Raw genomic sequence first — 24,790 nt, 5'->3', positions numbered from 1 at the left:
CTCTCAAAGGCAGCAAGGCCCCTGGAGGCCGCGCCCAAAAATTGACGCGGGGTGGAGCAGCCCGGTAGCTCGTCAGGCTCATAACCTGAAGGTCGCAGGTTCAAATCCTGCCCCCGCAACCAACGATACCCACAAAACCCGCCGCTCCAACGGCGGGTTTTGTCGTTGCACCCAGCCCCCCATCACCCTTCACCATCGTCCCATTCAAGGACCGTGCCGAGCGGGCCCGATGGGTTTTGGCGGCGAGATTGAGGAAGAGGTCATTCATCCTACCCTGAGGCCAACATGCATCTCCTTGATCTCGCCAGAGCGGCAGAGGCATTGTCCTAGAAGGTCGCCTTGACGCCAGCGTAGAAGCCGCGCCCGTCGCCGGGCAGGAAGGCGGCCTGGTCGGAACGCGCCTGATCGACGATCAGCGTCGAGGAGGCATAGGTCTTGTCGAAGAGGTTGGTGATCTCGCCGAAGACCGTGAAATGGTCGTCGATCCTGTATTCCGAGCGCAGGTCGACGACCACATAGGGATCGGCGAGCAGGGTGTTCATGTTGTCGACCAGCGTCTTCACCGGAGACCACCGGACCGCCGCCTGGATCGTCCAGTTGTCGAGCAGCCAGTACTGGATCATGGCGTTGACGAGATGGGGTGGCGCACCCGCGAGGCGGTTGTTGCCCCTGACCGGATCGTCGTCGAAGCGGAAGTCCTGGTAGGTATAGGCGAGGCGCAGGGCGAGCCGGTCCAGAAGCTGCGCGCCGAGCCCCAGCTCGATTCCGAAATGCCGCGTCCGGTCGGCATTCATCGCCCCGAGCGACGCCCCCGTCTCGTCGCGCAAGCTGAGGAGTTCGTTCTCGACGGCGGAATAATAGGCGACGGCGTCCCAGTTGAGCTTGCCGAAGCGCCCGCGCCAGCCGGCCTCCACGGTTGTCGCGGTCTGCGGCTTGAGGGCCGGTGTGCTGAAGGCCGCGGCGGCCAGCATCGGATTGGCCGGATTGGGACGGCCGGGGCTGCTGTTCGGCGTGCCGTTGACCGTCGCCAGCAGGTCGTCATGGGTCGGCGGCTCGAAGCTGCGGCTGATGGCGGCGAAGAAGGTCTGGCCGTCGTCGGTGCGATAGCTCAGCGCCAGGCTCGGGCTCCAGCCGCTGTAGGAGCGCGTGTAGCTGGTGCTCGTCGTCGCCACCGCGCCGCCGGGCAGTAGCATGGTCGGTCGCGCGGGGTTGTAGGCGATCGTCGGGCGGGTCGGCCGGTCGTACCGGTCGTCGTTGTCACGCGTGGCATAGGCGTAGGAGATTGCGGGCGACAGCGTCACCGCGTCCGACAAGGGCAGGTTGAGGCCGGCGTGCAGCGACAGGGTCGAGGCGTCGAGACGGCTGTCGCCGAACTGCGCGCCGGTCGCTCCCGACTGGTTGATGTAGTTCTCCCGGTCCGCCGAACCGACGGCATATTGCGCCGTCGCCTCGAACAGCGGCAGGAGCGCCATCTCGTCCGGCTTGTAGGCGTAGCGGACAACGCCCGTGAAGTCGCCGCCGTGCGTCACCCGCACGCCCGATGAGATCGGAAAGCGGAAGGTGTCGTCCGTATAGGTGAAGCCGGCGGCGAGGTCGAAGACCTGGGCGCCGAAGGTCGCCGTCGTGCGCGATCCGATGAGGAACTGGCTGGCCTCGCGCCGCGGTCTGTCGCGCACCACGTTCGGCCCGGGATTGATCGCCCCGGCCGAGGTGACGGTGGGGCCGGTGGAAACCTGCCTCGGGTCGGCCTTCATCGCATCCTTCGTCAGGGGACCCGGCACGTCGAAGCCGAGGTTGGCGTAGCCGGCAAAGAAGCGGGTGGTGACATTGTCCGACAGCGCGACGCCGACATTGCCGCCGACGCTGACCCGTTCGGAGCTGTTGTAGGTGCGGAAGCCGTCGCGCCGGCCGATGTCGAGCTGGAACACGCCGTCCAGCCGGTCTGTGGCGAAGCCCGCCTGTCCGGAGAGGCCGAGTTGTCCGAAGCTTCCCCCGCTCGTCGCGAAGCGCATCCCGGGAGCGTCGATGCCGGTCGGCGAGACGAAGTTGAGCGCCCCGCCGAGCACCGTCGCCCCGAGCCGGTTGGCGAGATAGCCGCGGTAGACCTCGATGGACCGGACCTGCTGCGGATTGGCGAAGCCGACGATGTAGGACCCGTCCGCCCGGTTGATCGGCAGGCCATTCTGCAGGACGAGGATGCCCCGCTCGACCGGGTTCTGCTGCAGCCCGGAGCCGCGGACCTGGACGCGGGGCTGGTCGTTGCCGCCGAAGAAGTTCTGGATGACGACGCCGGGCACGCTCTCCAGAGCCTTGGATAGCGTGAGGTTGCCGGAGGCGAGCATGTCCTGCGACGTCACCAGCGCCGCGCCGCCCGGCAGCGCCCCGAGCCGCTCGGCGGCCGAGGACTTTTCGGCCGTCACCTCGATGGTTTCGAGGACCACGGTGCCGGGCGTCGCCGACTGGGCGAGGCAGGCCTCGCCGGCCATCACGAGAAACAGGACGGGCGCGAGGCCCGCCGCTTCGGGCCATCGCGGCAATTCAATACGCCCGGCGGCGTTCTTCTTTGCCCGCTTCGTCCCATATCTGCCGTTTGCTGCAAAAGCTGGTGCGTACATTGGCATCGCTCTAAAAGAAATATTTTATATATTTCTTTTTTCATCGCAGATCGGGCTTGTCAATGTGAGGGCCGGAAGGCTGTTGGCCGCCCAGGCGGCCGCGATGCCCCGCAGCGTGACGCTGCGGGCCGGCGGATTGCTTCGGAGGGGATGCTCCCGGCGCGTTACCGGGGAATGGCCGCCGGAGCTGGCGGGGGCCGGATCACCTGCGCCCGGCGTCCGCGAGGGCGGCGATGACGGCGTCCGTGGTGCGCTGCACGTGCGTGCGGATGGTGTCGACCGCGCGGGCCGTATCGCGTTCGAGTGCCGAATCGAGCAGGGCGCGATGCTCGAGGTGGATGTCGCGCGTCAGCACCGTGCGCACCCGCGACAGGCGGCGATAGCGCTCGTGGTGCTTGAACATCATCGCCCTCAGGCGCAGCAGCCAGGCCGAGGGGCAGGCGGAGACGAGGGCCTCGTGGAAGGCGTGGTTCAGCCGCTCCCATTCCGCGAGGTGGTCGACGCCCTGGTTGGCGCTCAATTCCAGCCGCTCAAGTCGGTGGTAGGTGGTGATGACGCGCTCCTCCCAGGCGCGGTCGCCGGCGGGGATCGATTCCGACAGCGCCTCGGCTTCCAGCATCTTGCGGAGATTGCCGATCTCGCGCGCGTCCTCCACCGACATCTCGGCCACGACGAAGCCGCGCTGGCCGAAGAGCGTCACGAGATGGTCGCCCGACAGGCGCGCCAGCGCCTCGCGCAGGGGACCGGCGCCGATGCCGTAGCGGTCGCGCAGCATCTCGATCTTCAGCTTCAGGCCCGGTCTCAGCTCGCCCGAGACGATGTCCTCACGGATGAGGCGGTAGGCCTTTTCCGCGTTCGTCTTGTCGACGAGTTCATCCGGGGAGGGGGCTACGACATTCATTCATGCCTCGGTCGCTGGCGACGCTTCGCCAGGGTGACGATAAGCGCGTCTCGCAAAAATATCAATTTTCAAATTGACATGGCAAAAATATCGATATTTTTTTCTGGCAGGGAGGAAAATCGATGCAAGAGACATCGACCCGCGACGCCCGGGCCATGGCACCGGCGCTCGCGCCCGGAAGGATCGTTGCGTGCGCGCCTGCGCTGGGGCGGCTGAGCCGCGCCCTGGCACGGATCGAGGCAGCCGTTGCCGGACTTGCCGTCTTCGTCGTCTTTTCGCTGCTGATGGCCAATGTCGTGTCGCGCAGCTTCGGCCGACCCCTGATCTGGACGGACGAGCTCGCCGTGAACTGCATGGTCTGGGCGGCCTTCATCGGCGCCTCCGTCGGGCTCGCGCACCGGCAGCACATCGCCGTCATGCTCCTGCCCGACATGCTGCCCGGACGCGTCGGGCGCGCGATGGCCATCGCCGTCGACCTTTCCCTTCTCCTCTTCCTCGGCGTGCTCGCCGTCGTGCTGTGGCGCTGGTTCGATCCGGTCGGCCTCCTGAAGGCCGAGACGCTGGAGGCGTTCAGCGCCGACACGTTCAACTTCATCTATCAGGAGCCGACGGTGACGCTCGGCGTAAGCAAGTTCTGGTTCTGGCTGGTCCTGCCCGTCTTCTGCCTGACGGCGATGCTGCACGTCGTCGCGGGCCTTGCCGCGCATGTCGCGGAACGCGGGGAGGCGCACCCGTGATCGTCGGCCTGTCCTTCGTCGGCTTCCTCGCGCTTGGCGTGCCGATCGCCTTCACGCTCGCGGGCGTCGCGCTCATCTACATCTTCGCCTCGGGCAACGGCATCCTCCTGCAGTCCTACGGCCAGCAGCTCTACGGCGGGCTCGAGAACTACGGGCTGCTGGCGTTGCCGCTCTTCATCCTTCTCGGCGAGTTCATGAATGCCGGCGGCATCGGCCGGCGGCTGATGGCCTTGGCGCTCGCCTTCCTCGGCTCGGTCCGCGGCGGGCTCGCCTATGTCAACCTCATCGCCAACATGATGATGGCGGCCATCCTCGGCTCCACCGTGGCGCAGATCACCATCATGTCGCGCCTCGCGGTGCCCGAGATGGAGCGGGCCGGCTATCCGCGCGACGTCTCGGTGGCGATCACCGCGGCCGGCGGCCTATTGGCGCCGGTCATCCCGCCGTCGATGCTCTTCATCATCTTCGGCGTCGTGGCGCAGATCCCGATCGGCGACCTGTTCATCGCCGGCATCGTGCCGGGCCTTCTCATCTTCGCCGCCTTCATCCTCGTCATCGCCTGGCTCGGCCGCCGCCACGGCTTCCCCGCCAACGAGGCGATGACATTGACCCAGCGCGTCCGCGCGGTGGCCGATGCCCTGCCGGCCGCGCTCATCCCGCTCATCATCATCGGCTCGATCCTCGGCGGCTTCGCGACGCCGACGGAATCGGCCGCCGTCGCCAGCCTGGCCGCCATTCTCGTCGGGCTCTTCGTCTATCGCGAGATGACGCTGGCGGACATCCTGCCGGCCTTCACCAATGCGGCGCGGGGATCGGCCATCGTGCTCTTCCTCATCGCGGCGGCGCAGGTCTTCAGCTGGGTCATCACCTTCGAGAACCTGCCCGCGCTCGTCGCCGCGGCCATGCAGGCGATGACGGAATCGCCCATCGTCTTCCTGCTGCTGCTCAATCTCCTGCTGCTCTGCCTCGGCATGATCACGGATCCGATCCCGGCGATCATCCTCATTGTGCCGGTGCTGCTGCCGGTGGCGACCGGCGTCTACGGCATCGACCCCTTCCACTTCGGCGTCGTGCTCTGCCTCAACCTGACGCTCGGCCTGCTGACGCCGCCGGTCGGCACCGGCCTCTTCACGGCCGCCCTCATGGGCAATGTGCGGGCGGAGCGGTTGTCGCTCCTGCTCATCCCCTTCTTCCTCGCGACGGCGGCCGTCCTGTTGCTCATCGTCTTCTTCCCGGTGCTGTCGACCGGGCTCAAGGGGCTCCTGTGATGGCGCGGGTCTGGATCCTCGGCGGCGGGCTCATCGGCTGCGGATGGGCGGCGGCCTTCGCCGGCGCTGGCCATATCGTGACGGTGGTCGATCCCGATGCGGCGGCCGGCGGGCGGCTCGACGCCACCTGGGAAGTGGCGAAGCCGGTGATGGCGCGGCTCGGCACGCTTGCCGATGACGTGGTGCCGCCGCGCCTGTGCGGGCGGGTGGAGGATTGCGGCCCGGCGCCCGAGCTCGTGCAGGAGGCGTTGCCGGAGCGGCTCGACCTCAAGCGCGCCGCCCTCGCAGCCCTCGAGCCCCACCTCGACCCCGGGACGCTCATCGCGTCGAGCTCCTCCGGCCTGTCGCCGGATGCCATGCAGGCGGGCCTCGCCCATCCCGGGCGGCTCTTCATCGCCCATCCCTGCAACCCGCCCTATCTCATGCCGGTCGTCGAATTGTGCGGCGGCGCGGCGACCGCCGAGGCGGTGCTGGCGCGTGCCGACGCCTTCTATGCCGCGATGGGTAAGACCGTGCTGCGCATGACGCGGCCTGTGCCGGGCCATCTCGTCAACCGCCTGCAGGCGGCGCTGTGGCGCGAGGCCGTGCATCTGGCGGGCGAGGGTGTCGCCAGCCTCGCCGATATCGAGCGGGCGGTGACGCTGGGCCTCGCGCCGCGCTGGTGCATCGTCGGCCCGTCCACCGTCTTCCACCTCGCCGGCGCCGAGGGCGGCATGGCACGGTTCCTCGAGGCGCTGGGGCCGGAATTCGAGCGCTGGTGGGCGAGCCTCGGCACGCCCGCGCTCGACGAAAAAATGCGCCGGGCCCTGGTCGACGGCATGAACGAGGCCGATCCGCGTCCGGTCGGCGCCATCGCCGCCGTGCGCGATGCGCGGCTGCCCGAACTTCTGGCGTTCCTCGCGCAAGCGGGGGCGCCGGCACGTGAACGAGACATATCGGGAGGACATGAACAATGAAGGGCTTCAAGCTTCTGACTGCGACCGCGACCCTTGCTGCCGGGCTCATTGCCGGCTCGGCGCAGGCGCAGCAATATCGCATCGGCCTCATCACGCCGCCGCCGCACCAATGGTCGAAATCGGCCGAGGTCATCGCCAAGCGCCTCGACGAGGGCTCGAACGGGCGCATCAAGCTGCTCGTTTTCCCCTCCGGCCAGCTCGGCAACGAGGCGCAGATGCTGCAGCAGCTGCAGACCGGGGCGCTCGACTTCGCCTTCCTCACGGTCGGGGAATTGACCAACCGCGACCCGAACTACGGCATCTTCCTCGCGCCCTATCTCGTCAAGGACGCCGCCGGCGCCCGCCGCCTGCTCAAGGGCAAGGTGGCGCAGAAGCTCAGCGACGAGGTCACGAAATTCGGCCTCAAGGGCCTCGGCTGGGGCATGGCCGGCATGCGGCAGATCGTGATGGCCGGCAAGGTCGAGAGCGCGGCCGACATCGCCGGCAAGAAGATCCGCACCGTGCCGCTCAAGCAGGAGCTCGACTTCTGGACCAAGCTCGGCGCCGCCCCGACGCCGATGCCGCTGCCGGCGCTCTATGACGCCTTCGCCAACCGGCAGGTCGACGGTATGCAGATCGACTTCGAAGGCACCTGGAACTCGAAATACTACGACCACGCCGGCACGATCATCGAATCCAACCACATGATGTTTCCGATGATCGCCGTCGCCTCCGGGCGCAAGTGGCAGGCGATCCCCGCTGAGGACCAGGTGCTGATCGAGAAGGTCATGTCCGAGGAGATCGACAACATCGTCGCCGCCTATGCGAAGATCGATGCGGACTATCTTGCCCAGCTCAAGACGACGAAGGTGCCGGTGATCAAGGTGGATCGCGCCTTCTTCGGCAAGGCGGTGGATGCCTGGTACGCCGAGTGGAGCGAGCAGACGCCGCTGCTCGGCGCGCTGGAGGCCGACGTCGCTGCCCAGTGACGTGCATGAGGCGCGCGGCGTGCTGATGGCCGCCGCGCGCAGGAGGAAACGATGACGCTCGCTTACCGTGACTTGCGCTACATCCGCGTCGACGTCGACGATCTCGACGCCGCATCGGGTTTTGCCGCGGAGATCTTCGGCCTGCAGCCCGCCGACCGCAGCGATCGGCACGCCCGCTTCCGCTCCGACGCCCGCAACTATGCGCTGTGCTATTCGACGGCGGGGGACGGCGGGGCCGTCGCCCTGACGGTGGCGCGGAGCGAGGACCTCGACATTGCCGCGGAGCGGCTCAAGTCCTACGAACCGCGCCGCCTCACGGGCGAGGAGGCGGCCGAACGCCAGGTCAAGGCGGGGCTCGCCGTCATGGCGCCCAACGGGGTGACGGTCGAGCTCGTCTGGCGACCGCTCACCTCCGGCTGGCGTTACCACGGCCCGCGCGACGCCGGCATCACGGGCTTTCAGGCCGTGCAGCTCGCCTGCACCGACATCTCCGCCAACGAGGCCTTCTGGACGCGCGGCATCGGCGCCGAGGTGTCGGACTGGGCGGGGGACGCGGTCTTCCTGCGCATCGACGACGCCCATCACAGGATCGCGCTCTATCCCTCGCGCCGTGACGGGCTGCTCGGCGCCACCTGGGCCGTCGAGGGCATCAACAATGTCATGCAGGACTGGTACTTCCTGCAGGGCCGGCAGATGCCGATCGTCCACGGGCCCGGCCGCCAGCCGACTTCCGGCGCCATCTTCGTCACGACCCGGGGCCCCGGCGACATCCTCTACAGCTATGCCGCCGAAACCGAGGAAGGGCCGCAGATCGCGGCCCGCGGCCCGCGCCAGTTCGCCGACGGCGCGCTCTCGCACTGCGCCTGGGGCTCTCCCTGCGCGGTCCGCGAGTTCATGGGAGGAGACGCGGAATGATCGAGCTCAAGGACGTCGTCTATTGCCGCCTCGGTACGCGCGACCTCGCCGGCGCCGAATGGTTCGCCGTCAACATCCTCGGCCTCGAGGTGTCGGAGCGCCGCCGCGGCGCCACCTATTTCAAGTCGGACGCGCGCGAGCACACCCTGTGCTACTTCGAGGGCGATCCGGCCGACCAGGTCACCGCCTTCGAGATCGGTTCCTCCGACGACCTGCAGCGCGCTGCCGCGACGCTGGAGCGCCTGGGCCATGCCGTGCATTACGGCTCGCCGGCGGAGTGCGACGCACGCCACGTGCGCGAGTTCATCCGCTTCAGCGATCCGACCGGCAACGGCATCGAATTCGTCGTGCGCCCCGCCGTCTCCGGCCGGCGCTATCACGGCACCCGCGATGCCGGCATCACCGGCTTCTCGCACGTCGGCCTCTGCACCACGGATCCCGAGCGGGACGAGGCCTTCTGGACGCAGGTGTGCAACGCCCGCGTCTCGGACCGCATCGGCGATGCGCCCCTGATGCGGCTCGGCACCATCCACCATTCCATCGCGCTCTTCCCGTTCCACAGGGCCGGCATCCAGCACATCAACCACCAGGTGGAGAGCGCCGACGACATCCAGCGCTCCTTCACGCACGTGCGCGAGAACCAGGTGAACATCACCTTCGGGCCGGGCCGGCATCCGACGTCCTCCGCCCAGTTCCTCTACTTCACGGGTCCTGAGGGCATGACCTTCGAATATTCGACGGGCGTGTGCGAGATCCACGACGAGCCGCTCTGGCGCGACCGTCAGTTCCATTTCGAGCCCAAGGGCTTCTGCCACTGGGGCGCCAAGCCCAACATCGCGGCCTTCAAGGACAAATGAGCGACGATCTCTCACGCACCGTGCGCATCGCGGCGCGCGCGCTCGCCCGCGCCGGGCTGGTGCACGCTTATGGCCATTGCTCGGCGCGCAGCGACGCCGGCCACTTCCTCGTCTGCCCGTCGCGGCCCATGGGCCAGGTGCGTCCGGGCGAGGCCTGCACCCTCGTGCCCGTGGAAGGGCCGCTGCCTGACGGCGTCCTCGGCGAGGTGCGGCTGCACCAGCGCATCTATGCCACGCGCCCCGGCGCGGGCGGGGTCGTGCGCTTCATGTCGCCGTCGATGATGGCGCTTGCCGCCCTCGGGCGCGTGCCGGCGATGCGGCACGGCTTCGGCACCTATTTCGCGCCGCGCGTCGGCTTCTGGGACGACATCCAGCTGGTGCGCGACGATGCGAAGGCGCGCGGCGTGATCGAGGCCATGGGCGACAGCGCCGGCGTCATGATGCGCGGCAACGGCGCCGTGGTGGCGGGCGCGAGCCTCGAGGAGGCGGTCGTGCTCGCCTGGTATTTGGAAGACATGTGCCGCATCGAGCTTGCGGCGCTGGCGAGCGGCCTTGCCGCGAGCGCGCCCGTCATCGGGGTGGAGGCGGCGGCCGAACGCGCGACGCGCGCGGGACGGATCTTCGAGCGGATGTGGGACTACCTGACCGAGGGCGACCCCGAGTTGCCGCCGGCGTGAAAGGACGACACGTGACCAAGTTTCTCAATTTCATCGACGGCGCCTTCGTCGCCGGCAGCGGCGAGGCGTTCGAGAACCGCTTTCCGACCACCGGCGAGGTGATCGGCGAGGTGTCGGCGGCGGGCAAGGCCGAGGTCGATGCTGCCGTGGGCGCCGCCCGCGCTGCCCTCGCCGGCCCGTGGGGGCGGATGTCGGTTGCCGAGCGTGTCGGCCTCCTGCGCAAGCTCGCCGACGGCATCAATGCCCGTTTCGACGAATTCCTCGCCGCCGAGATCCGCGACACCGGCAAGCCGCACTCCATCGCGAGCCATATCGACATTCCCCGCGGCGCGGCGAACTTCAACGTCTTCGCCGACCAGATCCTGACCGCCTCGACCGAGACTTTCGAGATGGCGACGCCGGACGGGGCCGGAGCGCTCAACTATGCCTTGCGCGTGCCGCGCGGCGTCATCGCCGTCATCTGCCCGTGGAACCTGCCGCTGCTGCTGATGACGTGGAAGGTCGCCCCGGCGCTCGCCTGCGGCAACACCGTGGTGGTGAAGCCCTCCGAGGAGACGCCGGCGACGGCGACGCTGCTCGGCGAGGTGATGAACGCGGTGGGCATTCCGCGCGGCGTCTACAACGTGGTCCACGGCCAGGGGCCGGGCGCGGCGGGCGAGTTCCTCACCACACATCCGGACGTCGACGGCATCACCTTCACCGGCGAGACGCGCACGGGCGAGGCCATCATGCGCGCCGCGGCGGCCGGCGTGCGGCCGGTCTCGCTCGAACTCGGCGGCAAGAACGCCGGCATCATCTTCGACGACGCCGATCTCGAGGCGACGCTCGAAGGCATCGGGCGGGCGTGCTTTGCCAATACCGGCCAGGTCTGCCTCGGCACCGAGCGGCTCTACGTGCAGCGCGGCATCTTCGACCGCCTCGTCGAGGGCCTCGCCGCGAAGGCGCGCAGCTACCGCTTCGGCGATCCCTTCGACCCGGCGACGACGATGGGTCCGCTCATCAGCGCCGAGCATCGCGAGAAGGTGCTGTCCTATTACGCCAAGGCCCGCGCCGACGGCGCCACGCTGCTGGCCGGCGGCGGCGTGCCGGAGCTGCAGGGCTTCGAGGGCGGCTACTGGGTGGAGCCGACGGTGTGGACCGGCCTGCCCGAGACCTCGCCGGTGGTGAGCGAGGAGATCTTCGGCCCCTGCACGCATGTCACGCCCTTCGACAGCGAGGAGGAGGCGCTCATGCTCGCCAACGACAGCCCCTATGGCCTCGCCACCTCGATCTGGACCACCAACCTCAGCCGCGCCCACCGCGTCGCCCGCGGCATCGAGGTCGGCATCGTCTGGGTCAACTGCTGGTTCCTGCGCGACCTGCGCACGCCCTTCGGTGGCGCCAAGGCCTCCGGCATCGGCCGCGAGGGCGGGCTGCACTCGCTCGAATTCTACACCGAACTGCGCAACGTCTGCGTCAAGCTCTAAGGACCGCTCATGCTGACCGAACAAGAACGCGCCCAGGCCGTCGCGGGGCTGCTCGAAAGCCATCGCACCAAGAAGCAGGGCAAGCGTCCCTCCGAGATGTTCCCGCACATCGAGATCGCCGACAGCTACGCGATCTCCTCGGCCGTCGCGGAGGCGCGGGTGAAGGCTGGCGCGAAGATCATCGGCCACAAGATCGGCCTGACCTCGAAGGCGATGCAGGCCTCCTCGAAGATCGACGAGCCGGACTACGGCTACATGTTCGACGACCTCGTCCTCGCCGACGGCGCCAAGGTGCGTTTCGAGGACTTCTGCGTGCCGCGCGTCGAGCCCGAGCTCACCTTCATCCTCAAGGAGCCGCTGAAGGGGCCGAACGTGGGGCTCGTCGACGTGATGCGCGCCACCGAATGGGTGGTGCCGTCGATCGAGATCATCGACGCGCGCGTCGAGGAGCCGCGCCGCATCTTCGACACGGTCGCCGACAACGGTGCCGCCGCGGGGCTCATCCTGGGCGGCCGGCCCGTGCGACCGGAGGATGTCGACCTGCGCTGGGTCGGCGCCATCTTCTACCGCAATTCCGAGATCGAGGAGACGGGGCTGGCAGCCGGCGTGCTCGGCCACCCGGCCATGGCGGTCGCCTGGCTCGCCAACAAGCTCGCGCCCTTCGACGTGACGCTGGAGCCCGGCCACATGCTGCTGTCGGGCAGCTTCACCCGCCCGGTCTGGGCCAAGAAGGGCGACACCCTGCATGCCGATTTCGGGCCGCTCGGCTCGGTCGCCGTCCAGTTCGTGTGAGGCACCCATGCAGGCGCCGAAGAACACCTTCAAAAGCCGGCTTCTCGCCGGCGAGATGCTGCACGGCCTGTGGATGTCGCTGGCGAGCCCGGTCGCGGCCGAGGCCCTGTCGCTCGTCGGCTTCGACTGGCTGCTGTTCGACACCGAACATGCGCCGGTCGATATTGCCGGCGTGCAGCCCCTGCTGCAGGCCGCGGCGGTCGGCACGGCCGCGCCCGTCGTGCGGCCGGCCTGGAACGACAAGGTGCTGATCAAGCGCCTGCTCGACATCGGCGCGCAGACCCTGCTCGTGCCCTTCGTCGAGACGGCCGGAGAGGCGCAGGCGGCGGTCGCCGCGACGCGCTATCCGCCCGAGGGCATCCGCGGCGTCGCCGGCTCCACCCGTGCGAGCCGCTTCGGCCTCACGGGGGATTATTTCGAGGTCGCCAACCGCGAGATCTGCGTGCTCGTGCAGATCGAGACCGGGGCGGCCCTCGGCCGGCTCGAAGAGATCGCCGCCGTCCCGGGCGTCGACGGCATCTTCATCGGCCCGTCGGACCTTGCCGCCTCGCTCGGCCATCTCGGCCGGCCCGGCCATCCGGAGGTGCAGGAGGCGCTGCGCACGGCGGCCGAGCGCCTCGCCCGCATCGGCAAGCCGGCCGGCATCCTTGCGACCAAGGCCGAGGACGCCATCCGCTACGCCGAATGGGGCTATCGCTTCGTCGCCGGCGGCGTCGACCTCGGCCTCATGCTCGGCGCGGCGGCGGCGCTCAGGCGACAGGTGAGCGAGGCCGCGGCCGCTCGCGCCTGATCGCTGAAGGCGGTCGGCTGTGCACAACGCATGGCCGGCCGGCTGGAGAGCGTGACCAAGGAAGCGCTGTCATCAATCTGTTGCGGATCGGCTTCAACAAGGGCGCAGCCGTTTTCGAGCCTGCCATCCTTGCCGAGAAGCCGATGACGCGATTCCTCGCCCTGCGGGTCGGGCGTGCCCTCCTCACCCTGTTCCTGTGCGTGTCCGGCGTCTTCATCGCGCTGCGCGCTGCCGGCGATCCCGCCGACATCATGCTGTCGATGGACACGCCGCCCGACGTGCGCGAGTACTATCGCGACCTGTGGGGCCTCAACCAGCCGCTGTGGGAGCAATATCTTCGCTATCTTTTCAGCGTCGTGCGTGGCGACTTCGGCCTCTCCTTCGCCGATGAGCGGCCGGCCTTCACCGCCGTGGTCGAGGCGCTGCCCAAGACCGCGCTGCTCGGTTTTTCGGCGCTGTTCCTCGCCCTCGTCATCGGTCTGCCGCTCGGCATCCTCGCGGCCATCCGCCACAACAGCGTCATCGACCGGCTGGCGATGGCCTCCGCCGTCTTCGGCTATGCCATTCCCGTCTTCTTCCTCGGCATCCTCCTCATCCTGCTCTTCGCGCTGAAGCTCAGGGTGCTGCCCTCGGCCGGCTCCGACAGCCTCGTTCACCTCATCTTGCCGACGGTGACGCTCGGCCTGCCGCTGGCGGGGCGGCTCGCGCGTTTCGCCCGCACGGCGACGCTCGAGGTCTTGGGCAAGCCCTTCATCCGGGCGGCGCGCGGGCGCGGCGTGCTGCCGCTCGCGGTGATCCTGCGCCACGCCCTGCCCAACGCCTCGGTGCCGCTGCTGATGTTCCTCGGCATCGAGATCGGCAACATCCTCGCGGGGGCGGCCGTCACCGAGACGATCTTCGCCTGGCCGGGCCTTGGCCGCCTCGTCGTCGATGCGGTGGCGACGCGCGACCTGCCGGTGGTGCAGGCCTGCATCGTCACCGTCACCCTCATCATGGTCGTCTCCAACCTCCTGGTCGACGTGCTGCACATCCTCATCGACCCGCGGCTCGGCGGCTTCCGCGGCGCGCAGGGGGCGCACGCCTGATGAGCGCGCTCGAGCCCGCCAGCCGTCTCGCCGCACCGGCCCCGCGGCGCCGCGCCAGCTTTCCCATGTCGCCGCTCGTGGCGCTGTCGGCGGGCTTTCTCGTCCTCGTCGTCTTCGTCGCCATCTTCGCCGACTGGCTGGCGCCGGTTCACTACACGACGCAGAACCTCCTCGCCCGCATGCGCCCGCCGATGAGCGAGGCCGGCGACATGCTGCACGTGCTGGGCACGGACCATCTCGGCCGCGACATCCTCAGCCGGCTCATCTACGCCACGCGCAGCTCCATCCTCATCGCCGTGATGGGCACGCTCATCGGCGCCGTCTTCGGCACCCTGCTCGGCTTCCTTGCCGCCCGGTTCCGCGGCCTTATCGACCAGGCCATCATGATGCTGGTCGATGCCCAGGCGGCCGTGCCGGCGCTCATCCTCGCGCTGACGCTGCTCGCCTTCTTCGGCAACAACATCGTCCTCTTCATCGTCCTCGTCAGCCTCGACGGATGGGAGAAGTACACGCGCCTCGCGCGCGGGCTCGTCGTCTCGGAACAGGCGAGCGACTACATCAATGCGGTGGAGGCCCTCGGCGCGCGCTCGGCGCGCGTCATCTTCCGCCATCTCCTGCCCAATATCGTCGCTTCGCTCGTCGTGCAGGCGACGCTGAACTTTCCCGCCACCATCCTGCTCGAGACCTCCCTGTCCTTCCTCGGCCTCGGGGTGCAGCCGCCGGGGACGTCGCTCGGGCTCATGCTGGGCGAGGGGCGGCGCTATCTGCTCAACGCCTGGTGGATCGCGGTCTTCCCCGGCGTCGCCATCTTCCTGACAACGCTGTCCATGAGCCTCTTCGGCGACTGGCTGCGCGACAGGCTCGACCCCACCCTGAGGCGGAGATAGCGCGTGGCCTTTCCCTGGCGCTCCCCCGGCTCCCGCCCGCTCGTCATCGCCCATCGCGGCGGCGCGGCGCTCGCGGGCGAGAACACGGCGGCGGCCTTCGCAGCCGCTGTGGCGGCCGGTGCCGATGCGGTGGAGACGGACGTGCGTGTCACGGCCGACGGCGCCTTGGTCTGCGTGCACGATGCCGATCTCCTGCGCCTTGCCGGCGACCCGCGATCCGTCGCGGCGCTCGATCTCGCCACCCTGCGTGCCGTCCTGCCCGGCCTGCTCACGCTGGCCGAAGCGATCGCGGCCTCGGCGCCGCTGGGGCTGCTGCTCGACGTCAAGCTGAAGGACGCGCGCGTCCTGCCGGGGATCCTCGGTGCCGTCGACACGCAGGACGCCGGCGGGCGGGTGCTGCTTGGTCTGCGCGACACGGCTCTCATCGTGGCTGCCCGCGCCCTGACGGACCTGCCCGTTCTCGCCTTCGCCGCCGATCCGGACGGCGCCGCCGCTGCCCGCGGCGTGGGGGCGGACTGGTTCAGGCTCTGGCAGGGCGATCTGTCGGGCGAACGCGTGGCGGCCGTGCGCGCCGCCGGGCTCCGGCTCGCCGTGATGGTAGGCCAGCCGCGCGCCGAGCCCCTGCCGGGCTATCCGCCCTTTCCCGTGGGCCATGTCGATGGCGACGGCCTCGCCCGCATCGCGCAATGCGCGCCCGACGCCGTGCTCCTCGACGATCCGCGGCTCCTGAAAGTGGGCACGCCGTCCACAGCCCGTCACGCGCCTGTCGTCTCACCGGGTTAGGGCCCATCGCGTCCTTCCGCCGTCCGTTTTGTCCGCGATCGCGTCCGCGCACGGCCACCTTAGGGAGTAGCCCATGGTCTCCATCACCCGTCGCCGCCTGCTCGAAGGAGCGGTTGCGGCCCCCTTGCTCGTCAAGGCCTCCTTCGCTCTCGCCGCCCCGGAGCAGCGCCCGTCCTTCACGGTGGCCGTTGCCGATCTGCCGGCCACGCTCGAGCCGGCGCGCGAGCTCTCCAACGTCGGCACGCGCGTCACCTATTCCATCTTCGATACGCTCATCCGCCGCGACTTCCTCGGCTCGCCCGACGGCGGCGGCTCGGAACTCAAGCCACATCTGGCGACGAAGTGGGAGCGCGTGTCGCCGTCCGAGCTCGTCGTCACGCTGCGCCAGGGCGTGAAGTTCCACAACGGGGACGAGCTGACGTCCGAGGACGTGGCCTACACCTTCCGCGAGGGGCGCCTGTGGGGCGACAAGGCGGAGATTCCCGGCGGCCGGCCCTATTTCGGCGTCCTCGCCTCCGTCGAGCCCGTCGACCGCTACACGGTCCGCTTCCGCACGCGCGTGCCGGACGTGCTGCTGGAGCAGCGGCTCGCCTCCTGGTGCGCGTGGATCGTCAACAAGCGCGCCTATGAGGAGCTGGGCTTCCAGGGCTATTCCCGCCAGCCGGTGGCCACCGGCCCCTATCGGGTCGTCTCGCACAACGCCGCGGACGAGACGGTGCTCGACGCCTTCGACGATTATTTCATGGGCCGGCCGACAGCGCGCCGTGTCGTCTTCAAGCGCGTGCCCGAGCTCGCGGCACGCGTCGCCGGCCTCGTCGCCGGCGACTACGACCTCATCACCAACGTGCCGCCCGACCAGGTCGATGTGGTCGGCAGCTATGACGACATCGACGTGCGCACCGTGGTGCTCGCCAACGTCCATGTCCTCGCCTTCAGCGCCAAGGACAAGCTGCTCGCCGACAAGCGCATCCGCCAGGCGCTGGCCTGCGCCATCGACCGGCAGCACCTCGTCGACACGCTCTGGCAGGGCATGGCCAAGGTGCCGGCGAGCCACAACTTCCCCGAATACGGGCAGATGTTCGTCGAGGGCCGCGCGCTGCCCTACGATCCCGAGAAGGCGAAGGCCCTCCTCGCGGAGGCGGGCTACAAGGGCGAGCCTGTGGTCTACCGCACGCAGGCCAACTACTACACCAATGCCCTCGAGGCGGCGCAGATCCTGATCGAGCAGTGGAAGGCCGTGGGCATCAACGCCTCGCTGCAGGTCGTCGAGAATTCCACCCAGATGCGCGGCGAAGGCGCACAGATCTTCAACTGGTCCAACTCCACCCGCCTGCCCGACCCGCTGGGCGCCATCTGGGTGGCGTGGGGGCCGGACGGCGAGATCCAGACGGCCGGTCACTGGCAATCGGCCGAGGCGTTCAACAGGCTGGGCCGCGCCCTCGAGGCCGAGGTGGACCCCGCCGAGCGCAAGGCGCTGTTCACGCAGATGCTCGACACCTGGGAGGACGAGGCGCCGGCCACGATCCTCTACCAGCCGAGCGAATCCTACGCGATCAAGAAGTCCATCGCCTGGCAGCCGACCACCTTCTATTTCATGGACCTGAGGCCGGACAACCTGTCCTTCGGCAAGGTCTGAGCAGGCCGCGCAAAAAGGCAGCGTACAAGATGAAAGCGCCCTCCCGGATCCGGGAGGGCGCTTTTCCAGCATGTGACTTCAAGGTGTGTGCTGATCCTCCCCGTAACGGGGAGTGGCGCCGCGAAGCGGCGACGGAGGGGGCCACGCGGTCGGCGTCAGGAGCGCCGTACCCGGTCTTGACCCCGCCCGTCTCGCGCCTTCGGCGCGATCCACCCTGCCCTCAAGGGGGGGGATCAAGCTGGAGCCTGCGCCGATTTGAATCCATCTTGCCAGTGCGGCGCGGCGTCGCCGGCGCGATCAGTGCCCGCCGCTCAGGATGAAGCGCCGGCCGTCCTCCACCACCACGTCGACATGCTGGGAGAAGGCGCCGCTGCCCGTGGCGTGGCGCGCCGTTACGGCTTCCTGCCGCGCGGGGCGGGCGAGGTTGCGGCCCTGCATCGTCTCAGCCTTGGGCAGGCCCAGCAGCCCGAGAACGGTCGGCGCGATGTCGATGATGCCGGCCGGCCCCGTCGTGACCTCCGCGCCGAGCCCGGGGGCGGCGACGATGAGCAGGCTGTTGAGCTCGTGCCGGTTCAGCCCGCCGTGCATGCCGCCGCCGAGCGGCACGTCGCCCGGCGTCATGATGCCGAGCCCGGTGAGGCCATGGGCATCGGTGCCGAGATCGGAGGCGAGGGCGAACATGAGGTCCGGGCTGCGTGCATGGGCGTTGTTGACGAGCCCGAGCGAGAGCGTGCCGGGGATCTCGCCCTCCACCTCGTTGCGCGGCTTCGAGAAGACATGGCTGACAGCCGGCTGCTCCATCAGCCAGGCGGCGATGCGCGCGAGGGCCGCGGGATCGGCGTCCTTCAGGCGGATCTCGCCGCTGCGCCCGCCGGTGACGACGAAGGCGGCTTCGTCGAGCTCGTCCTTGAGGCCGAGCGCGAAGCCGGCGGCGGCGGCCTCGTCGAAGAGCGGATGGGCGACATTGGCGGAGATCTGGCCGTGGTCAGAGGCGGCGATCACGGCGATGCGCTCGCCGTCCGGCTGCGCCTCCACCCAGTCGAGGATGACGCCGAAGGCCCTGTCCGCCTCGGCCACGGCGGCCTTGGCCTCCGGCGAGCCGATGCCCTTGTAGTGGAAGGTGGTGTCGGGCTCGTTGAACCAGACGAGCGCCACGTCGGGGCGCAGCTGCGGCAGCACGTGTTCGGCCATGACCCGGCCGGCGTGCCGACATTCGGCGAGCCGCGGCAGGGCGCGCTCCGGCAGCGGGCCGAGGTGGGCGACGACCTCCTCGACGGCTTCGGGCGTCTGCGTGCCGGCAGGGCCGAGCATCGAGAATGTCCAGTGGCCGTTGGCGCGGGCGCGCGGATTGATGAAATGCGTCGAGCCGGGCGATCCTGTGTGCACCACCGCCAGGCGCCGGCCGGCACGGGCGAGCACGTCGCCGAGCGTGTCGACGCCGACGAGGCGCCCACCGTGGTGCGCCTCCACGCGCCGGATGTGCTCGCTCTCGCCCGTGTTGAACACGCGCTCCGGCATGGCCTCGGCATGGTAGAACATGTTGCCGACCACGCCGTGTACCGTCGGCGGTGCGCCGGTCGCGATCGAGGTGGTGGCGACGCGCGTGACGGAGGGGAAGATGCTGCGCGCCTCGCGGAACCAGGTGCCGCGGGCGGCGAGCCGCATGATGTTGGGCGTGAGCTCGGGTGTCACGAGGTCGGGCCGCAGCCCGTCGAATACCGCCACGATCACCCGGTCCGCGGCCGCCGTCTCCTGCGCCAGATTCTGCGCCATGTCACATGCTCCTGATGAAAAAAGGGGCCGCCGCTCAGGCGGCAGCCGAAACGGAATCGGCCGCCGGCACCAGATGGCACGCCGCAAGGCGCCCGTCCGGCGTCGGCCGCAGGGCCGGGGCTTCGCTGCGGCAGCGGCTGACGGCGCGCGGGCAGCGGGGATGGAAGGGGCAGCCCGCCGGCCGGTCGACCGGGTTCGGCGGGTCGCCCGCGAGCACGATGCGCTCGCGCGTATGCCGACCGAGGCTCGGCACGGCCGAGACGAGCGCCTGCGTGTAGGGATGGGCCGGCGTGTGGAACAGCGCCTCCGGCGGGCCCTGCTCGACGATGCGGCCGAGATACATCACGGCGACCTCGTCGGCGATCTGGCGCACCACCTTGAGGTCGTGGCTGATGAAGAGATAGGCCATGCCGAAGCGGATCTGCAGGTCGTGCAGCAGGTTGATGACCTGCGCCGCCACCGAGACGTCGAGTGCCGAAATCGGCTCGTCGCAGACGACGAGCTTCGGCTCTAGCACGAGCGCGCGGGCGAGCACGACGCGCTGGCGCTGGCCGCCCGACAATTCGTGCGGATAGCGCGCGAAATGGTCCTCGCGCAGGCCGACCGCCTCGAAGAGGGCGAGGGCGCGCTCACGGGCCGCCTTGCCGCGCGCCAGGCGGTGGATGAGGAGCGGCTCCATCACCTGCTCGCCGACGGTGAGACGCCGGTCGAGCGCCGCGAGCGGGTCCTGATGCACCATCTGCATGGTGCGGCGCATCGCCCGCCAGCGGCCGTCGCGCGTCGCCGTCACCGGCAGGCCGTCGAACAGCACCTCGCCGCCGGAGGCCGGCGTCAGGCCGAGGACGAGCTTGGCGGTCGTCGACTTGCCGCAGCCGGATTCGCCGACGATGCCGAGGGTGCGACCGGCCGCCAGCGAGAAGCTGACCCCGTCGACGGCATGAAGGATGCAGCGCTCGCCGCCGGTGCCCGGTACGGCATAATGCCGGCTGAGGTCGCGGACCGTCAGGAGGGCGCTCATGCGGGGGCTCCCGCGAGGGCAGGGGCGTCGGCCGGCGTGGTGCGGAAGCCGCGTTGGTCGAGCGCGAGGCAGGCCGCCTCGTGCCGGTCGTCGATCGGCGCAAGCTCCGGCACGCGCGTGCCGCAGATCGCCGTCGCGCGCACGCAGCGCGGGGCAAAGGCGCAGCCGGGCGGCATGGCCTCCGGTGCCGGCACCGTGCCCGGGACGGGGGCGAGGCGCACGCGCGGCCCCTCCAGCGTCGGCAGCGCCGCCATGAGCCCGCGCGTATAGGGGTGGCGCGGCGCGGCGAGCAGCCGCCGCGCCGGGGCGGTCTCGACGATGCGGCCGGCATACATCACGGCGATGCGGTCGCACAGCTCGGCGACGACGCCGAGATCGTGGCTGATGAGGATAAGGCCCATGCCGCTGTCGCGGCGGATGTCGCGGATGAGGTCGAGGATCTGCGCCTGGATGGTGGCGTCGAGGGCCGTCGTCGGCTCGTCCGCCACCAGCAACTCGGGCTCGCCGGCGAGCGCGATGGCGATCATGACGCGCTGGTTCATGCCGCCGGACAATTCGTGCGGATATTGCCGCAGCCGGCGGCGCCCATCGGCGATGCCGACCCGGTCGAGCAGGCGCAGCGCCTCCGCGCGCGCCGCCTCCCCCCGAAGGCCGCGATGCAGCGCCAGCGCTTCGCCGATCTGCGCGCCGATGGTCAGCACCGGGTTGAGCGAGCTCGTCGGGTCCTGGAAGATGAGCCCGATGCGTCCGCCGCGCACGCGCGCGATCTCGCGCTCGCTCATCGTTGTCAGGTCGCGGCCGGCGAGCAGCACGCGCCCGGAGGTCACGACGCCGTGGCCGAGGAGCCGGAGCGCCGCGAGCCACGTCACGCTCTTGCCGCAGCCCGATTCCCCGACGATGCCGAGAGCCTCCCCCCGTGCCAGCGAGAGGTCGATGCCGTGGACGACAGGCACCGCCCGATCCCGCGCCGCGAAGGCGACGGTAAAGGCATCGAGCGCGAGCAGCGGCTCGTGCGGAGCGGCGACGGAGCCCGGGACCGGATGGGCCGAACTCCTCACGGAGGAGGAAGCGGGAGTCATGACGGTCGGACTAGACACGCCGTCGATGACCGCCCGATGACGATCGCCGCTGTCCGGGGATCGGCCCCGGGCCCCGCGCATGACCCCTCATACAGACCTGGGCGGATCCATCAGGCCGGCAGGACCTTGAGCGCGACGACCCCTCCCACAATCACGAGCATTGCGGCGGCGCGCGCGGCGCTGAGCGTCTCACCGAACAGGAGCAGGCCGCAGACGACCGAGCCAACGGCTCCAATGCCAGTCCAAACGGCGTAGGCCGTGCCGAGTGGCAGCGTCTTCAAAGCTTGAGTGAGCAGCGCAAGAAATACGACCAGAGCAACAATTGAGATGAGCGTCCAAGAGGTGCGGGTGTACCCGTTCGATAATTTTGTGGTGGCAGCCCAGACGACGTCTGCCAGACCGGATAATGTCAGATATATCCAAGCAATCGATGTCGACGACATTTCAACGCTCCCGGCGATCAAGGGGATCACGACCGCATTCCGTTCGATCCTGTGTCAGATGAGTTTGATGAGCGCGACGCCGCAGAGCAGCAGCACGACACCGGCCAGGCGCAAGACTGAAACCGGTCTCTGCGGGAGGCGGAACCAGCCGTAGCGGTCGACGAACACACTCGCGATCTGCTGACCCGCTACTGTGAACCCGACCGCCGCCGCCGCGCCGATCACCGGGATCGCCGTGAACACCGTGGTGACGTAGGTCGCTCCTGCGAACCCGCCGAGCCAACCCCACCAGGGCATGGCTTGCATGCCGCCGATATTGGGGCGGGGCGCCTTCAGCCACGCGAGCGTCACCAACAGCACTGCCGCCATTGCGAGCGTAGCGACGAAGAATGACACGGCGCCAACAGCAAACGATGCACCGCCGAGGTCCTGGCGCAGCAGCGCATTGACGGCGCCTTGGGCCGGAAGCACTGCGCCGGCGAAAAGCGCCAGGACAATCCAGCCAAGCTTGTCGGCCTTGAGGTTGTCCGTTCCGCCCGTCTGACCGAAAACGATCATCGCCGCGCCAAGGAGCACGACAGCAGTGCCGATCGCTGCTCCGGCCTGAAGTCCCGTCCGGGTCACGCCGAGGAGGCCGAAGCTATCGATGGCGAGCGAAGCGAGCATCTGCCCGGCGATAAAGAGCCCTACAGAGACGACGGCACCGAGACGGGGAAAGAGAACAATGGTCGAGACGACGTAGATGGCCGAGGCAGCGCCGCCGACGAGATGCCACCACTCGGCCTGCGGCAGGGCGACGAGCGCAGCGAGCGTCCCCGTCAGCAGGGCGACGAGAGCCAGAAGGCCCGTGCCAACCGAGAGCTGGAGTGTGGTCGCAGCAAACGGCGACCCAACCGCTTTCGAGAGTTGCGCGTTGGCACCGGCCTGAACGGCGAGCAAACCGCCCGAGATGAGGGCCAATGGGACGAACAGGGCCTCCATGTCAGAGCCTTCCTGATGACGTTGAGAATGGAGATCAGGCGACAGCGCTCTCGTGACGCAGCAGTCGCGGCACGAGAAGGCCGCGCTGGACGGCCGGGCGTGCACCGACTGCGCTGTACCAGCGGGCGAGGTTCGGCGTTAGTTCGAGCGCGAGGCCGAGCTTGTTCAGGCCGGCGTGAATCCATGGCCAGGTCATCACATCGGCGATGCCGTACGCTTCACCCGCGATGTGGGATTGGCGCTTCAGCTGCCCGTCGAGCACACGGAAGATGCGATTTGCCTCCGCTGCGAAACGGTCAATGACGTAGGGAATCCTCTCAGGCGCGAAGATCTTGTAGTTCCAGAGCTGCCCCAATGTCGGCCCGACGTGCGCGGCCTGGAACAAGGTCCAGCTCAATACCTGGATGCGCTCGGCATCCGAACCGGGCAAGAGGACGCCGGATCGCTCGGCGAGGTAGTGCAGGATCGCGCCCGACTCGAAGACGGTGCGGTCCCTGTCCGGGTCGACGATGACTGGAATCTTGTTGTTGGGGTTGAGGGCCAGGAACTCCGGCGCTGTCTGCTTCCCGTTCTCGATGTCTACGATATGAACATCGTATGGGAGACCGATCTCCTCGAGCATGATCGAGGCCTTGTGACCGTTCGGCGTCTGATAGGTATAGAGTTGGAGCGGGGTCATTACGCTTGTCTCCAGGGCCGGGCTTGCCGGGTTGCCCCGATGGAGACGGTGCTGCCTCCGGATCGAGCGGCATTCTTGGCTTCGCCCATGGCTTTTCGCGTGCCAGTGATCGACACCAAGCTAGCGTGAGCGCCTGCGCAAGGCTCATTGGCATTTTGCCAGCGCCGCTTGCGTGACTGCAAGCGGCGCCGGTGTTATCGTCGTCGGCATGGATGATTGGAACGAGCTCCGGCTGGTGCTTGCCGTCCAGCGCGCCGGCAGCCTCACGGCGGCGGCGGTCACGCTCGGGATCGATCACTCCACGGCGTTCCGTCGCCTGAAGGCGCTGGAGGAGCGGCTTGGGGTGCGGCTATTCGAGCGGCTGCCCGGCGGCGCCTACAGAGCGACGGAGGCCGGCTCGCGCATGGCGGCCGGCGCGGAACGCATGGAGGACGAGGCGCTGGCGCTCGATCGCGACATATCGGGCCGCGATCATCGCCTGTCCGGTCGTCTCAGGGTGACTTCGTCCGAAACGATTGCCTATAGCCAGCTGACAACGCTTCTTGCTGCGTTCCGGCAGGTCCACCCCGGCATTGTCGTGGAACTGGCGATCGACAACCGCGTGCTCAGCCTGTCGCGTCGTGAAGCCGACATTGCCCTGCGTCCCATACGCCCGAAGGAAGGAGACCTTTGGGGGCGCAAGCTATCGGCTGTCGCTTGGGCGCTCTATGCGGCTCCGGCCTATCTCGGAGCAAATGGCGGCCCGCTGTCAAACGTCGACGGTGTGGATCGCCACGCCCTGATTGGTTGGGAGGAGACGACGTCGGGTATAGGGGCTGCCGACTGGCTGTTACGTGCGGGGCCACCCGAGGCGTTCGTCTATCGAACGAACAGTCTGGTCAACCAGCTCGTCGCGGCGAGGGCCGGCATCGGGGTAGCGCTGCTGCCCTGCTATCTTGGCGACGGCGAACCTGGCGTGACGAGGGCGCTGCCCGAGCCAATCCGCGAACTCGAAGGTGAGCTCTGGATCGTGACTCATGCGGACCTCAAAGGGACGGCGCGCGTGAGGGCCTTTTTCGATGTCGTCGGCGACGGGCTGGCGCGTCAGCGGGAGCTGTTTGAGGGTGGCTCCGTGTGGGAGGATCAGACTGACCTCGCCTGCGATGTCGAGCAGCCAGGCGCAGCGCGAATTCTGGATCGGCCAGCATAGGTTACGATCAAGGAACTGCGCGCTCGCTGCGACGGGTTGAAGCCCGGCCTCCATGATCCGGGGGCCGAGCGCGAGCGAGCCGGCGCTGCAGCGATGCGATCCGACCATCGGGTCGCTGTGGAGGCTGGTCGGTTCGCTGTCGAGCATTGTCGTCACAGTCCCTGCGGGTCGGCCGGAACAGAATCTCGTCGGGCGAGTCCATCGCGAACCGCTCTTGCGCGCGAAGCCCCGGCCGCCATTCCCGGCGTTGGGCCAGCGATCGCCAATGCGGCGCGTCAATGCGACGATCCGCAGG

The 24,790-nt window shown here is 69.0% G+C and carries 23 protein-coding genes and 1 tRNA gene; 16 read left to right on the top strand and 8 right to left on the bottom strand.

All coding sequences use genetic code 11. The features are described from left to right. The first annotated feature begins 45 nt into the window (after nt 1–45). A tRNA-Met gene (locus GGR16_RS22875) sits at nt 46–122 on the top strand. Nucleotides 123–326: 204 nt separating this feature from the next. Here the strand turns inward: GGR16_RS22875 and GGR16_RS22870 are convergent. After that, nucleotides 327–2,486 carry a TonB-dependent receptor family protein gene (locus GGR16_RS22870; protein ID WP_246373273.1) on the bottom strand — a complete coding sequence of 720 codons (2,160 nt, stop codon included), beginning with the start codon at nt 2,484–2,486 and terminating at the stop codon, nt 327–329. 331 nt (nt 2,487–2,817) lie between these two features. Then, entirely contained in the window at nt 2,818–3,516 is a 699-nt protein-coding gene (locus GGR16_RS22865) for a GntR family transcriptional regulator (protein ID WP_019400065.1), read from the bottom strand. A 122-nt stretch (nt 3,517–3,638) separates the two neighbouring features. Here GGR16_RS22865 and GGR16_RS22860 point away from each other — a divergent pair, with 122 nt between their 5' ends. The 14 genes from GGR16_RS22860 to GGR16_RS22795 all read left to right on the top strand — a co-directional run bounded on the left by GGR16_RS22860 (nt 3,639) and on the right by GGR16_RS22795 (nt 17,333). Continuing rightward, nucleotides 3,639–4,253: a TRAP transporter small permease gene (locus GGR16_RS22860; protein WP_019400066.1), complete on the top strand. Its 615-nt coding sequence runs from the start codon at nt 3,639–3,641 to the stop codon at nt 4,251–4,253. Continuing rightward, on the top strand, nt 4,250–5,521 hold the full coding sequence (locus GGR16_RS22855; protein ID WP_183318380.1) for a TRAP transporter large permease subunit: 1,272 nt from the start codon (nt 4,250–4,252) through the stop codon (nt 5,519–5,521). The genes GGR16_RS22860 and GGR16_RS22855 overlap by 4 nt, the downstream gene beginning before the upstream one ends. Then, nucleotides 5,521–6,477 carry a 3-hydroxyacyl-CoA dehydrogenase NAD-binding domain-containing protein gene (locus GGR16_RS22850; protein ID WP_183318379.1) on the top strand — a complete coding sequence of 319 codons (957 nt, stop codon included), beginning with the start codon at nt 5,521–5,523 and terminating at the stop codon, nt 6,475–6,477. The genes GGR16_RS22855 and GGR16_RS22850 overlap by 1 nt, the downstream gene beginning before the upstream one ends. After that, the gene (locus tag GGR16_RS22845; RefSeq protein WP_183318377.1) at nt 6,474–7,445 is read left to right on the top strand and encodes a TRAP transporter substrate-binding protein; all 972 of its coding nucleotides are present in this window, start codon (nt 6,474–6,476) and stop codon (nt 7,443–7,445) included. Before GGR16_RS22850 ends, GGR16_RS22845 begins: the two co-directional genes overlap by 4 nt. A gap of 51 nt (nt 7,446–7,496) precedes the next feature. Beyond that, entirely contained in the window at nt 7,497–8,360 is an 864-nt protein-coding gene (locus GGR16_RS22840; protein WP_183318375.1) for a VOC family protein, read from the top strand. Then, nucleotides 8,357–9,217, top strand: a complete 861-nt coding sequence (locus GGR16_RS22835) for a VOC family protein (protein WP_019401400.1) — start codon at nt 8,357–8,359, stop codon at nt 9,215–9,217. The genes GGR16_RS22840 and GGR16_RS22835 overlap by 4 nt, the downstream gene beginning before the upstream one ends. After that, nucleotides 9,214–9,894 carry a class II aldolase/adducin family protein gene (locus GGR16_RS22830; protein ID WP_183318374.1) on the top strand — a complete coding sequence of 227 codons (681 nt, stop codon included), beginning with the start codon at nt 9,214–9,216 and terminating at the stop codon, nt 9,892–9,894. Before GGR16_RS22835 ends, GGR16_RS22830 begins: the two co-directional genes overlap by 4 nt. Nucleotides 9,895–9,905: 11 nt before the next feature. Next, on the top strand, nt 9,906–11,360 hold the full coding sequence (locus GGR16_RS22825) for a 2-hydroxymuconic semialdehyde dehydrogenase (protein WP_183318372.1): 1,455 nt from the start codon (nt 9,906–9,908) through the stop codon (nt 11,358–11,360). A 9-nt stretch (nt 11,361–11,369) separates the two neighbouring features. Beyond that, on the top strand, nt 11,370–12,152 hold the full coding sequence (locus tag GGR16_RS22820; RefSeq protein ID WP_019401397.1) for a fumarylacetoacetate hydrolase family protein: 783 nt from the start codon (nt 11,370–11,372) through the stop codon (nt 12,150–12,152). Between the two features lie 7 nt (nt 12,153–12,159). Next, nucleotides 12,160–12,942, top strand: coding sequence for an HpcH/HpaI aldolase family protein (locus GGR16_RS22815; protein WP_183318370.1), 783 nt, complete (start codon nt 12,160–12,162; stop codon nt 12,940–12,942). Between the two features lie 143 nt (nt 12,943–13,085). Further along, a complete protein-coding gene (locus tag GGR16_RS22810) occupies nt 13,086–14,027 on the top strand; it encodes an ABC transporter permease (RefSeq protein WP_246373259.1) in 942 nt (313 codons plus the stop codon). Then, on the top strand, nt 14,027–14,914 hold the full coding sequence (locus GGR16_RS22805) for an ABC transporter permease (RefSeq protein ID WP_019401394.1): 888 nt from the start codon (nt 14,027–14,029) through the stop codon (nt 14,912–14,914). The genes GGR16_RS22810 and GGR16_RS22805 overlap by 1 nt, the downstream gene beginning before the upstream one ends. Before the next feature lie 3 nt (nt 14,915–14,917). Then, nucleotides 14,918–15,697 carry a glycerophosphodiester phosphodiesterase family protein gene (locus GGR16_RS22800; RefSeq protein WP_183318366.1) on the top strand — a complete coding sequence of 260 codons (780 nt, stop codon included), beginning with the start codon at nt 14,918–14,920 and terminating at the stop codon, nt 15,695–15,697. Between the two features lie 73 nt (nt 15,698–15,770). Further along, nucleotides 15,771–17,333, top strand: coding sequence for an ABC transporter substrate-binding protein (locus GGR16_RS22795; RefSeq protein WP_183318364.1), 1,563 nt, complete (start codon nt 15,771–15,773; stop codon nt 17,331–17,333). A gap of 297 nt (nt 17,334–17,630) precedes the next feature. Here GGR16_RS22795 and GGR16_RS22790 read toward each other — a convergent pair whose 3' ends face one another. The 6 genes from GGR16_RS22790 to GGR16_RS22765 form a co-directional block, all read right to left on the bottom strand. Next, nucleotides 17,631–19,106 (bottom strand): alkaline phosphatase family protein, encoded by a 1,476-nt coding sequence (locus tag GGR16_RS22790; RefSeq protein ID WP_183318362.1) that lies wholly within the window; start codon nt 19,104–19,106, stop codon nt 17,631–17,633. A gap of 34 nt (nt 19,107–19,140) precedes the next feature. Then, nucleotides 19,141–20,124, bottom strand: a complete 984-nt coding sequence (locus GGR16_RS22785) for an ABC transporter ATP-binding protein (protein ID WP_183318360.1) — start codon at nt 20,122–20,124, stop codon at nt 19,141–19,143. Further along, nucleotides 20,121–21,203, bottom strand: a complete 1,083-nt coding sequence (locus GGR16_RS22780; RefSeq protein ID WP_183318359.1) for an ABC transporter ATP-binding protein — start codon at nt 21,201–21,203, stop codon at nt 20,121–20,123. Before GGR16_RS22780 ends, GGR16_RS22785 begins: the two co-directional genes overlap by 4 nt. A gap of 110 nt (nt 21,204–21,313) precedes the next feature. Further along, nucleotides 21,314–21,646: a DMT family transporter gene (locus tag GGR16_RS22775; protein ID WP_210289679.1), complete on the bottom strand. Its 333-nt coding sequence runs from the start codon at nt 21,644–21,646 to the stop codon at nt 21,314–21,316. 54 nt (nt 21,647–21,700) lie between these two features. After that, the gene (locus GGR16_RS22770) at nt 21,701–22,627 is read right to left on the bottom strand and encodes a DMT family transporter (RefSeq protein WP_183318357.1); all 927 of its coding nucleotides are present in this window, start codon (nt 22,625–22,627) and stop codon (nt 21,701–21,703) included. A 34-nt stretch (nt 22,628–22,661) separates the two neighbouring features. After that, on the bottom strand, nt 22,662–23,306 hold the full coding sequence (locus GGR16_RS22765; RefSeq protein WP_210289678.1) for a glutathione S-transferase family protein: 645 nt from the start codon (nt 23,304–23,306) through the stop codon (nt 22,662–22,664). A gap of 172 nt (nt 23,307–23,478) precedes the next feature. On the opposite strand from GGR16_RS22765, the gene GGR16_RS22760 reads away from it, so the two are divergent. After that, nucleotides 23,479–24,495 (top strand): LysR family transcriptional regulator, encoded by a 1,017-nt coding sequence (locus GGR16_RS22760; protein WP_343059918.1) that lies wholly within the window; start codon nt 23,479–23,481, stop codon nt 24,493–24,495. Nucleotides 24,496–24,790: the final 295 nt, after the last annotated feature.

Origin of the sequence: Chelatococcus caeni (assembly GCF_014196925.1) — a bacterium.
In the GTDB taxonomy this organism is placed as follows: Bacteria; Pseudomonadota; Alphaproteobacteria; order Rhizobiales; family Beijerinckiaceae; genus Chelatococcus_A; species Chelatococcus_A caeni.
Note: the sequence above shows the minus strand (reverse complement) of the source record. Positions and strands in the feature narration are given on the sequence as shown.